The sequence below is a fragment of the Glaciecola sp. 1036 genome, from assembly GCF_050306235.1.
GTDB lineage: Bacteria > Pseudomonadota > Gammaproteobacteria > Enterobacterales > Alteromonadaceae > Glaciecola.
This window is the reverse complement of sequence record NZ_JBLWFH010000002.1, coordinates 122,773-134,834: the sequence shown is the minus strand read 5'-3', so window position 1 is coordinate 134,834 and position 12,062 is coordinate 122,773. Positions and strand designations below refer to the sequence as shown.

The following is a 12,062-nucleotide window of genomic DNA, read 5'->3' as shown; positions in this document are numbered from 1 at the left end:
CCTAATTCAGAGATTTCAAAATGACTGAAAAACAAAATTCTCAAAACGCCGTCTTTTTTAGTCGCGGTCATAAGATGACCAGAAAAGAAGTCAGAAATGTGATTACCCCATACGAATTTGGGATTTCTGAAGACCTAATAGGTACGTCACTTGCCAAACCCAGCAGAAGAGGCATAGCCATTCTGATCGACTTGCTTTTTATCGCTATTCTTACGTCATTGCCCAACATCATTCTAGCGTTGTTATCCGGCATTGCTTTTTGGCGAGCAGGTCGACAAGAACATGCCAATATTAGTGAAAAATGGTTAAGGCGGGTTTTTGGGTTTATCGCAATCATCTTATTTCTTGTTGTTATCGGCATGCTAATGGATCGATTTTCAAACGACATTGTAGAAGAAATACAAGATAGGTCATCGGCTTCTGAGGTTGTGTCTGATATTGCTGTTAACCTCATGATCAAATCTTTGCAATCTGAGGCATTTATAAACCAGGTTGTACAAGGCGATTGTGATTCGGGACAATGTTGGCGAGACTATACCAGTTCAATTGCTGAAGAGATGGCTGAACAACAAATACCGCCAGTTGAAGTGGACGAAGTTTTTGATAATATCGCGCAAGTAATTTCTGACACAGATGCGGCGAATGCGACCGCTAGCGAAGTTAAGACTGCATTAATGCAAGTTTATCGCGCCAATTATGTTGCCCCATCGCCTGAAGATCTGAACACCAGTGATGACCCCTCAATTGATGACGACGCTACCCAAGAGGTGCTATCGACAACGCAACCTGTTGCCGAAAACAAGAAATTCGAAGTACCTAATAATGATGAAGGCGATCCTAGTTTATTGCGATGGATTTTAGGAATTGCTGAAGATTTCGGTATAGGTTTTGGCTGGTCTGCACTGTATTTCACTGTATTCGCCGGTTGGTGGCGAGGTCAAACTCCCGGTAAAAAAATATGCAAAATCAAAGTCATCAAACTTGACGGTAATAGCATGACATTATGGGAGAGTTTTGAAAGATATGGTGGTTATGGTGCAGGCATTGCAACAGGCTTGCTCGGTTTTATTCAAATTTATTGGGATGCCAATCGACAAGCCATTCAAGATAAGATCGCTGAAACCCTAGTCATCCACCTAGGCCAACCTAAAGTGGATGTTTGGGCATTGGATAAACAAAATACTGAAGCAGATCAGCAAACAAGTTAACACAGCAATCAATAGCCTAAATTTCTATCAACGACATTAATCAGAGGCTGATTTTCAAGGCTACGCTTATAGTTTTCTGCTATTTGCTCACAAGCTTCGTCTAAATTTGTTACCGCTGAAATGTGTGGCGTAATGTAGAGGTGCTTTGTGGTCCAAAATGGATGATCCTCAGGTAAGGGTTCTTGGCGAAATACATCTAAATAGGCTGCCGCTATTTGCTCTGTTTCAAGCGCTTCTTGCAAATCCTGTTCAACTACATGATGGCCGCGCGCGACGTTTATTAACACCGCAGTATTTTTCATCTTTGAGAACACGCCTTGGTTCAGTATGTTTTCTGTTTGTTCAGTCAAGGGTAATAAACAAACCAAATAATCACTTTGTTCGATAATGGAATGAAACCCTTGCTCTCCGCTAACACAAAAATGGTCTTCAACACCTTTTTTTGAACGACGCCAACCCGTTACATCAAAACCCTGTTTAGAAAGCAACTTGGCGGTAGTAAGTCCCAACTCACCAAAACCTAAAATACCGACCTTGTTGCCTTTTTGTTTGCTTTTAGGTTTCCAAATTTTAGCTGTTTGATTATCTGCAAATTGCCCTAAGCCAATTCGGTGGTGCTGGATCATAGTCCAGACATATTGCGCCATATCAGTGGACATTTTGTCATCTACTATCCGCATAATAGGAACATCAGGAAGTTCGGAGTCAGCAAAGACTGCATCAACACCTGCACCAAAAGACGATATGCCCGCGAGGTTTTTATACTCAGTTAAACTACCTGCATGATGTTTCCAAACAAGAGCAAAGGTTATATCGTCGGGTTTAGATACTTCGGGCCAAACTTGGATATCAATGGGTGATATACCTTTCTGTGTCATTTTATCGGTTAAACATTGTTTGATTTTATCAACGTTTCGATTGGGTAGATTTATTAAAAATGCCATAGTGTTCTTTTTTGTAAATAGGTTACAATCTTAGTTGATGATCTCACGCTATTGAAAAATAACAAAGTTTCTTTATGTAAACCGGTTCGTTGTCGATAGCTAGATAGAATATATTGCATCACTACAGCTTAAATTTCTTAATCTATTAATTAACTCCAACGGAATAAAATGCGCTCATTTGTTTTTTGTTTAACGCTTCTTATTAGTTCTTTCAGTCTCCATTCCCATGCTCAAGAAATCAGTATCTCAGGCGGTGAAGCTTACGGTCGATGGACATTTCCAAATAGCGGTAAGTTATCCTCTACTGTTGTGCGCATTGGCTATATTTCGCCAGCTTTGTACCAATGGAACTTCGACGCTACCAGATTACAGCTAGAGTTAGAAGCTGGCGCTCATTTTTGGCAGGATGATTGGAATGACCGTGATAAAAAAGGTATTTATCTAAACCCAATGTGGCGCTTGTATTATCCGGTGGGTAATCAACAAATATATGCCGGTATTGGGGTTGGACTAGCATATTCTAATGGTGAGAATTTACTGGATCGCCAGTTAGGAACTCATTTGTTGTTTGAAGACAGATTCGAATTTGGTGCAATTTTGGCAAAGCAGCATAGAGTTTCGTTAAGTATTAATCACTACTCTAATGCCAATTTTGCTAGTATCAATCATGGTGTGAACTTATTTTACGCAAATTACGCCTACAAATTTTAAGTACCGAATTAGAGCGTGCTTTTTCTTAGCTGTTCAAATTCAGCTGATTGGTCTTCTTTAGCACTTCTTAACAATACCAGCAGTAAGCAACCGATAAAAAATGCGGCAGCTACCGCTGGTGCCGCGGTAAAGGTTAGCTTGTCTGTCTTTTCGGATACTGAATAGTCAAATTCTTCTACAGGCATGACAAATGGTTGCTTTAAGGTTGCGGAAAAAGATGAGGCACTAAAAAAACGATGCCCTAAATTCGATTTAAGAATGACAGGGGGATCGTAAAATAAGCTTTGGATACTGGTTTGATAGCCTAAGCTGTTAGGATTATCCACCCAACCGACTTGCAAGGCTAAGGGATCTGTTCCGAACAAAGACTCTTTAAATACTTCAGACTGTATTACATGAACATCTTCGGGAAGAGATTGTAGTTTAAGATCGGCATCTTCTGCAGGTACCACTACTCCCTCATATTGATCAGATGAGTATGTCTGCGACAGTATACTTGCATTCGCGCACACAGATGTGCATAAGAATAGGGCAATTAACAAGCACCTGCCGTGTCTATTGCACATTTTCTTAGTCCTTTAAAATATAACAAAACAGAAAAAATTTCCGTATGAACTAATAAAGGTAGTCCTTAAACAGAAATTGCGCAAACGCTATTTTAAATTTATTTGTTCAAGCCACAATAAAAGATAATGCATTTCCGGTTTTACCTTGCAGATATTCTTGAATATTCTCGAAGGTGGTTTGCGCTATGTTCGCTAAGGCTTCATTAGTCAAAAACGCTTGATGGGATGTAATCACCACATTATTAAAACTCATTAAACGTGCAAACACGTCATCGTCTATCACAAGGTTAGATTTATCTTTAAAGAAAATTTCAGATTCTTCTTCATAAACATCTAGTCCCGCTTTAGAAACCTGCCCGCTTTTAAGCCCCTCAATCAGTGCCCTAGTATCTATTAAGGCGCCGCGACTGGTGTTAATTATCATTACGCCTGATTGCATCTTGGCAATACTTTTAGCATTGATTAAGTGCTTATTTTCTTGAGTCAGAGGTGCGTGAAGGCTGATGATTTGAGAATGTTCAAACAAATCGTCCAAATCGACGTAATCTACCTTAGGGTTATTCTCAAACGCTTTATTTGGATAAGGATCAAAGGCCTTAATCTGACAGCCGAAACCTAAAAGAATATCTATTACACATTGCCCAATCTTACCAGTACCAATGATACCGACGGTTTTACCGTGCATATCAAAGCCCACCAAACCGTCGAGTAAGAATTGCCCGGTTCGATTACGTAAATAAGCTTTGTGTAAGTTACGATTGAGCATCATCATAAGGGCAATTGTATGCTCTGCAACTGCATGGGGTGAATAAGCCGGCACTCGAACCACATCGATGTTATGTTGTTTACAAGCTGCTAAATCTACATTATTAAAACCTGCACATCTTAGCGCAATTAGCTCTACGCCATATTTAGCTAAGGTTTCAATGGCTTGCTCATCGCATTTATCATTCACAAAAATGCATACAACTTTGCATCCTTTTGCCAAGACCGCCGTGTTAGCATTTAATGCCGCTTCTAGAGGCAATATCTCAATATTATCTGGACAATATTGGTTGAAGGCGTGGCTATCATAGGTACGAGCGTCAAACATCGCGACTTTTAAGCGCCCTTTTTCGTCGAACCCATAATCCGTATTTTGCTCATTGAGTACATTTAGAATCCGCTTTTTATTTGCATCGGTAAGTTCTGAAGATGCTTTTACTCGTGCGATCAGTTGTGCAACCGACAGATCATCTGTCATAAGTTTTGTCTACTCCATAAGACTACCCAGCATGACTACTAACTTGAGCCTGTTTATCTTTGTTAAACCAGTTTGCCCTAATACTCAAGCACATATCAAGTTTTCCGTGGTGAATATATACAGACTAAGCACTGTGTATATACAAGGTGCTCTTTTGATGCTTCATATACACAGCCATAAAAATTTTAAAGTTTATTATTTTCAATAAGTTAAATAACTATCATCTATTTTTTGTACAAATTTTATTTGTCAACTGTGTATATCTGTGTATACTGTGCATATATGATATACACAGATTAGTTTTTAATGACGATTAAACTCTTTCTTTCACAAACAGATTCTCGTCCCATGTACCTGCAGATCATGGCGCAGATCAAACAAAAAGTGATGGTAGGCGATTGGCCAACTGGCTTTCATTTGCCTTCAATTCGGGAACTCGCCGCCAGTACAGGGGTAAGCGTGATTACAGTTAAACGCGCTTATCTCGAATTGGAGCGCGAAGGGGTTATTTACACCCAACAAGGTAAAGGCAGTTTTATTGCTGATACTAACAAAATGCAAACAGCCCTTCAGTACGAAGAGCTCGATGAGAAGATTAAACAGGCCATTTCTCTTGGGATACAAATGGGACTGACTCATCAAGAATTGCTGCAACGCATAGCTAAGCTATGCGATGAGCACAAATCTGACAACGGTTAAATTTGGAAATTAATTATGGAAAATTTAGCAATACAATTGGAAAACGTAAGCAAGTCGTTTAAATATTTTCAATTGAAAAATGTCGACCTTACCTTACCCACTGGCCAGATTATGGGTTTCGTGGGCGCTAATGGCGCGGGAAAATCTACCACAATTCGTATTTTAATGGGTTTGATGCAAGCAGATTCTGGCGTAGTAAAAGTCCTTGGTCACTCCCAGCCAGAAAACCAAACGCTAGTGAAAAAGGAAGTTGGTTTTAGTTCAGAAGAAATGAAACTCTATGGCGCTAAAAATCTTGCTTGGCATATAGATTTTATTAAATCCATTTATCCACAATGGAATCAAGCATATGCCAATGAGCTACTTAAAAGATTCGATCTAAATCTAGAACAGAAAATAAAGCAATTCTCAAAGGGTCAGCAAATTAAAGCACAGTTGCTTTTAGTGCTAGCTCGCAAACCAAAATTATTGGTTCTAGATGAACCTACCACAGGTTTAGATCCAGTGGCGCGACATGAGGTCATGGCGGAATTAGCACTGATTCTAAGAGATGAAGACAGAACTGTTCTATTTTCATCCCACAACACGGCGGATGTGGAAAAAATCAGTGACCAAATCACCTTTATCGATCGCGGCCGTATTTTGGATTCCAACGATAAAGAAAGCTTTTTTGAAAATTGGAAAAAAATCCAGGTAGAACTGCCTTCTGAAACCTTGCTGTTTAGACATCACAGATCAATTGGTATTGAACAAGCAGGTAAGTTGGCCTCGGTCACAACCAATGCATTTACACCTGAAATTTTAACCGATATGCAAAAGCAAAATATTAAAGTGCTGGCAGTAGAAAAGATGTCTTTGGAAGAGATATTCATTGCTAATGTCAGCTATCGTCGTCAAGGAGAATAGCTATGAACTTACGTTTAAATCCTTCTATGATCTATAAATTAACGACCAAAGATTTTTTACTATTTCGTCCATTTTTGGTGGTTTACATACTCATTTGCGCATTAGCTGCAGGTGTTATGATTGCGCCAATAGAAGGCGCTTACTACCTAGGGGTTATATTAGTAATTACTGTCTCAATTGGTTCCGGAATTCACTTTGCACTGACCTCCGTCATCATTGAGAAAAAGGAAAACCAGATGTCTTTTATCATGGGTTTACCGATAAATGCCACAGATTACGCTGTTTCTAAAACGGTTGGTGGAATGGTGGTTTACTTTCTTAATTGGTTGCCAATGTTGGTTATAACATTGTCCTTGATTTATTTCAGCCATTTACCCAATGGGTTAATTCCGATATCGATACTTTGTTTCTTGCAAATATTGACTGGGGTCGTTGTTGTATTGTGCATTGGTGTTGGTACAGGATCCGAAGGTTTCACCATAGTGATGGTGGTTATCTTTAATATCTTATTCAACTTATTCCTAAGCGTTGTTGGTCAATTGCCAGGGATCAGTGAATTCATACAGGGCAATGAAGCCGTGTTTAATGCTACCTTCTTTAGTGTTTTCGGCATTGAAATTCTCGCCCTTATTTTAGTCTTGAGTCTTACCTTATTTATTAAATCCAGAAACGCCTGTTTTTTATAAGCAGGCACTAAACCTCCCGAAAACTTACTTTTTACAAGGTGCTTATTATGAGTAGTGATAATCGTGTCCACTACATGGACAACTTGCGCGCGTTCGCCATGCTTTTAGGGATATTTTTCCATGCAGCATTGGCGTATAGCCCCATGTTAGCAAATCTTTGGTTGACCTCAGATCCGCAAAATTCTGTGGTAGTTGATGTACTAGCTTTCTTTAGTCATACCTTTAGAATGCCACTGTTTTTCATCGTTGCGGGCTTCTTTGCTGCCCTTTTAATCCAAAAGCGCGGTATAGGTGCAACTGCTAAAAACAGAGGATTAAGAATAGTACTTCCTTTTGTGATTTTCTTGCCTTTCGTTATCATATCTATCGTTTTGATCATGGGTTGGGCGATTGAAAACGTGCAGCAGAAAAACCCTTTGTTAGGCTTTATTGCGATGATGGCGCAAAATCCCGATGCCCCAGCGCCGCCATTGACCACAACCCATTTATGGTTTTTGTATCAACTGACGTTTTTCTATGCCGTGGTACTTATCTGCAATAAATTAGGCAACAAATTTAACCAGCTTAAAGTAAACTGGGTTGGCTGGAGCAGCGCCCGTCCGTTGCTTATTGTTGCGCTGTTACCTGTGCTAATGATTCCAGCGTTAGCAACCCAATATACACCTTTTCCAGCGCCTGAAAAGTTTATGCCTCAGCTTTGGGTATTCGGTTTCTTCTTCCTGTTTTTCTTGTTGGGATATGCGTTGAATAAAGCGCCAGAGATCTTAGATAAGCTAGCGCCACATGCACTATTGCTGTTTATTGCTGGTTGTGCGGCCTATGGCGCAATGTTTTACATGTTACCTGCGCAAGTGAGTGGTCAAGAAGCGATGATGCGCATGATGCAAGGTCCTGTTTTTACCTCTACACAGGTGCTAGAAGCTTGGCTAGAAGGAATGTCCTCGGTTTTCCTAAGTGTTAGCATTATTCTTTTTGCCCGTCGTTTCTTGAACAAACAAAGCAAAAGTGTGCGCTTGATTTCAGATGCGTCTTACTGGATTTACATCATACATTTCCCTGTGCTTATGTTCATCCAATTCAAGTTGTTAGATGTGAATTACTCACTCATCACTGAGTTTGCTATAAGCTCATTACTTACTTTTGCCATTGGTTTCATCACCTACTTGATGTTTGTAAGATGGACGCCAATTGGTTGGTTATTAAATGGTCGTAAAAAAGCCAAAGCCGAACCTCAAACACTCGCTACACAACAAGTGTAGAACAAGCTAGAAATAGAAAAGGTGTACGTTGTGGTACACCTTTTTCTAGTATTTCATTCAATCGCTACCTTAATTTATAGCGCTGTGGATTGTTGTACATTATTCGCCAGCAGGAGGTTCCCAAAGCTCGATCTTATTTCCTTCTGGGTCTATTACCCATCCAAACTTGAACATCAATCCCAAGCTAAACATGCAAGCGTGATTCAGTTTGATACCGAAATAGGGATAATGTCAACGCAAAACTCATCTAATGCAAAGAGCCGAATTTCAATCAACCTCCCTCGCCTATCATTTTTTCCGTTAACACAACATTTGTTTACTGTCTAAATTGTTAAATACCAAATAAAGTTATTTTCAAAATACTCAGATTTTAGATTTTTTTTAGCTTTTTTTAGGTCTTTTTACTTTGCATTAGATAGGCTGGTTGCTTACTCAACATCCGATTAAACACTTAAGGAATAAAATGAATAAGGTCATCATCGCTTTACTATTGTCAATTGGAATGCACTTTTCGGTCTATGCTGAGATTATAAAAACCATTGATTTTGAGAACGAAACCGTAGGAGAGTTACCATCCTTTAGTTTTTCTGATTCAACTATGTTAAACGAACTTAGGTTTGGAGATCCAAAAATCCGAGAGGAAGATGGTAACAAGTATCTAGAATTGAATGCCTCTGATAATGGGGGAGCGTCCCCATATGATCAAGTTATAGTATCTCGATCTAACTATACTGACACTTTGCAATTTTCTTTTGATTTAAAAGTGTCGGAGCAAGCTACTTTTTTCTTTGATATTCCTAATATCCAACGATATGACTTTTATGCAACCGGTATCATTACAGCTGAAAACATTGACCCTACATCTCGACGCTTTGAAGGATGCTGTGTCCGATATGATAATATTTATGAAGCATCACATGATGTTGGTACCCTATTTGATTTGTCCCAATGGAATAATTATTTATTCGATGTCAACTACCTTGATCAGCTTGTTGACGTTTATATAAACAATCAATTCATGTTCTCTGATACTATCTTTTCTGATCTAAGAAGCGACAACAGAATGAGATTTACTAGTAATTCAGGTCCTTTTGGTATAGATAATATCAACATTTTAACCAACACCGGTACATTTTCTTCGGTAAACGAACCACCGATGATAATGTTATTATTTGGTGCTTTAGCTATTGTAGCTGGTGCGTTACGCAGAAGACCCTAAACGGCTGTATCTAACATATAATCCCTAACTAGTTTTGTAAGCCAGCCAATTTAGTAGGGATAAATTTTATAATAATGAAACTCTTATAGCGCGCTCGTTAATTTAAATTTTAACGGGCGCAAGACAATTTCTGCAAACAAGCCGGCGTACAACAACTCCAGTATATTTATGCCCCAAGCATGTATGTATTTATTTGAGGTCATATCTTCAATGTTTAAATGAATTGCAATGGCGCCAACGCCATAAGAGTGCCAAGTCACTGACAATTGCACGCCAGAGGGCTACTTTGGAGGCCGCGACTTTCGTCACAGCGACGGCGGTAAAATGCACAGTGATGGAGGTAGAGTCCACGGTGACGGCGGTAGAGTCCACAGTGACGGAGGTAGAGTCCACGGTGACGGCGGTAGAGTCCACAGTGACGGAGGTAGAGTCCACGGTGACGGCGGTAGAGCACTCGGTGACAGGAAAGTTCACGGTGACAGTATCCTTTCCCATTTCAGGCGTACCTACTACGTGCCTACTACAAGTGCTTATCTAAAAACTCCACCACCTCATTGTAAACTACTTCTATGTCTACATGATAATAGAAAGGATTATGCCCTGTATCTTCAAGTGTTATGAACTTAACCGTTTTATCCTTTTCTTTCATGGCTTCGAACATGTCGTCAGACTGATCATAATCCACTACATCATCATCTGTGCCCGCAATGAGTAATAAGGGCGCTTTAATTTTATCGATGTGATTGATGGGCGAAAAGTCGCTTAGCATTTTTGCATCTTGCTCTGGATGACCAACACGTCTATATACGTATCTTTCGACCTGTTTATCATCTAACTTTCCCTCGTCAAATTCGATCATTGCGTGCAAATCAGAAATGCCATTAATCGCCACAGCACACTGGTATAAGTCTGGGTCTTTTGCAATCCCCATCATGGCTGCATAACCGCCATAAGAAATACCGACAATGCATACGCGTTTAGGATCGACCAATTGCCCTTTAACCAGTTCGTTTATGCCGTCAGTCAAGTCATCTTGCATGGCTTGACCCCATTGTTTATATCCCGCTTCTTCAAAAGCTTTGCCAAACCCCAAAGAACCACGGAAATTGGGCTTAAGCACCAAATACCCACGTGTTGCGAGTAACTGTGCAAAATCATCATAAGTAGCACGGTCGCGAGCGTGAGGCCCACCATGAGGCATTATGATTAGCGGATATAATTTGTCTTCTAGGTTTTCCGGATGATACAAATAACTGCGGATAGAGAGTCCATCACGAGTGGTGTAATCAATGGGTGAAATTAGGGATAAGTTTTTACTCGCTATATTGAAATATCTATTTTGCAAAAACTCCAGTTTATTACTCTCTAAATGATAAATGAAGTACATGCCTGGATTGTCACCACCGTATACATTGACTGTAGCGGTACTGCCATCATCGGTAAAAGAGGTTATCGAATAGTTAGCTAATCCTATTTTTTGCTGTAACTGTTCATATTGCGCTTGAATCTCTTTATCAAAAAATTTATAGGTGATTACGTCTCCATCAAAGGCATAGCCAATAATGTTATTGGAACGGGTAGAGGTTAATGGATACAAAATATCTTTGTTGGGAGAACTCGCTAGCAATTCAGGCTCACTGTTTTTATCATCTAAAATAATGAGTTCATAAAAGCCTGTTTCGCTATTACGTTGTCGGTACACCAACTTATTTTCGTAGAGACCAATCAAGTCGGCTAAGGAAGTGTTTTCGTCATCTTCTTCCTCTTGCTCTAAATCTATTTCCCGCGTTCGATACCAATCGTTATCTTCATCAAGCTCAAAAATATCTATGCGCTTAGCGATTCTTAGATAATCCAGTCGATACAACAGATTACCTTCTTCGTCATTAATAAATGCATAGGTTAGTCGTCCTCCAGAAGTTAAGATTTTGGAATCTCCGGTGTACACATTAACTTTCAACAGGGCTAGACGCTCATTGCGCCAAGCCGTCATTAGAATATGTTCAGGGTCTTTTGGTAGAAAATGTCGAATTTTGGAAAGACTAACGTTCCTTCTAGCCTTTCGATCATCCTCCATTAATTGGACTAAATTGCTTCCATCTGGGTCAATTGCCACTGTCCGACTAAACATAAAATAGTCGTAAATGTTGAAATCTTCTTCTGTTTCCTGCTCCCTTCTTACAGAGTCAGTACGATAAGGTACATGGAGATGAATTAACAACCTTTTGTTATTCGCCCAACTGATAGAATATGGACGCACTACTGAATCGCCCGTACTGCTAATAATTGGTCGGTCAGCTTTACTGAGATCTTTGATTGTTACAAAGCGAGTATTGTCTTCTCGCTTGTTCCAAAGCTCAGCTAAATACCGTCCATCAGGTGATATTTTAGCCATGCGATAATCTGCTTCTCTGAGAAAATCATCAATACTAGGTTGAGCTGAAACTTGCGAAAATATAAGAGTAAGAACTAAAGCGGAAATTATTTTTTTGATACAACAATACATCTATAGCGTCCTTTGCCAGTTGTGTGGGATTACAGGAGAATTTTTAGCTAACAATATTCAATGAGATGTCATGCAAAAAACCTCTAAAACAAACTTTACCACTAAATGTATATTT

At 39.6% G+C, this 12,062-nt stretch carries 11 protein-coding genes; 7 read left to right on the top strand and 4 right to left on the bottom strand.

All coding sequences use genetic code 11. The features are described 5' to 3' along the window. Window positions 1-20: 20 nt before the first annotated feature. The gene (locus tag ACNKW3_RS03215; RefSeq protein WP_427397825.1) at window positions 21-1,208 is read left to right on the top strand and encodes an RDD family protein; all 1,188 of its coding nucleotides are present in this window, start codon (window positions 21-23) and stop codon (window positions 1,206-1,208) included. Between the two features lie 8 nt (window positions 1,209-1,216). Here ACNKW3_RS03215 and ACNKW3_RS03210 read toward each other — a convergent pair whose 3' ends face one another. Next, entirely contained in the window at window positions 1,217-2,152 is a 936-nt protein-coding gene (locus tag ACNKW3_RS03210) for a 2-hydroxyacid dehydrogenase (protein ID WP_427397824.1), read from the bottom strand. A gap of 168 nt (window positions 2,153-2,320) precedes the next feature. Between ACNKW3_RS03210 and ACNKW3_RS03205 the strand changes: the two genes are divergently transcribed. Next, window positions 2,321-2,863, top strand: a complete 543-nt coding sequence (locus tag ACNKW3_RS03205; protein WP_427397823.1) for an acyloxyacyl hydrolase — start codon at window positions 2,321-2,323, stop codon at window positions 2,861-2,863. Between the two features lie 8 nt (window positions 2,864-2,871). On the opposite strand, the gene ACNKW3_RS03200 is transcribed toward ACNKW3_RS03205, so the two are convergent. Then, window positions 2,872-3,429, bottom strand: coding sequence for a hypothetical protein (locus tag ACNKW3_RS03200; RefSeq protein ID WP_427397822.1), 558 nt, complete (start codon window positions 3,427-3,429; stop codon window positions 2,872-2,874). A 106-nt stretch (window positions 3,430-3,535) separates the two neighbouring features. After that, entirely contained in the window at window positions 3,536-4,522 is a 987-nt protein-coding gene (locus tag ACNKW3_RS03195; protein ID WP_427398177.1) for a 2-hydroxyacid dehydrogenase, read from the bottom strand. A 456-nt stretch (window positions 4,523-4,978) separates the two neighbouring features. On the opposite strand from ACNKW3_RS03195, the gene ACNKW3_RS03190 reads away from it, so the two are divergent. The 5 genes from ACNKW3_RS03190 (at window position 4,979) to ACNKW3_RS03170 (ending at window position 9,441) form a co-directional block, all read left to right on the top strand. After that, entirely contained in the window at window positions 4,979-5,371 is a 393-nt protein-coding gene (locus tag ACNKW3_RS03190) for a GntR family transcriptional regulator (RefSeq protein WP_427397821.1), read from the top strand. A 15-nt stretch (window positions 5,372-5,386) separates the two neighbouring features. Next, a complete protein-coding gene (locus ACNKW3_RS03185; RefSeq protein ID WP_427397820.1) occupies window positions 5,387-6,277 on the top strand; it encodes an ABC transporter ATP-binding protein in 891 nt (296 codons plus the stop codon). A gap of 2 nt (window positions 6,278-6,279) precedes the next feature. Next, entirely contained in the window at window positions 6,280-6,963 is a 684-nt protein-coding gene (locus ACNKW3_RS03180; RefSeq protein WP_427397819.1) for a hypothetical protein, read from the top strand. Window positions 6,964-7,010: 47 nt separating this feature from the next. Then, window positions 7,011-8,222, top strand: a complete 1,212-nt coding sequence (locus tag ACNKW3_RS03175; RefSeq protein ID WP_427397818.1) for an acyltransferase family protein — start codon at window positions 7,011-7,013, stop codon at window positions 8,220-8,222. Between the two features lie 502 nt (window positions 8,223-8,724). Further along, window positions 8,725-9,441, top strand: a complete 717-nt coding sequence (locus tag ACNKW3_RS03170) for a hypothetical protein (protein ID WP_427397817.1) — start codon at window positions 8,725-8,727, stop codon at window positions 9,439-9,441. Between the two features lie 520 nt (window positions 9,442-9,961). On the opposite strand, the gene ACNKW3_RS03165 is transcribed toward ACNKW3_RS03170, so the two are convergent. Then, on the bottom strand, window positions 9,962-11,836 hold the full coding sequence (locus tag ACNKW3_RS03165; protein WP_427397816.1) for an alpha/beta hydrolase family protein: 1,875 nt from the start codon (window positions 11,834-11,836) through the stop codon (window positions 9,962-9,964). Window positions 11,837-12,062 lie beyond the last annotated feature (226 nt).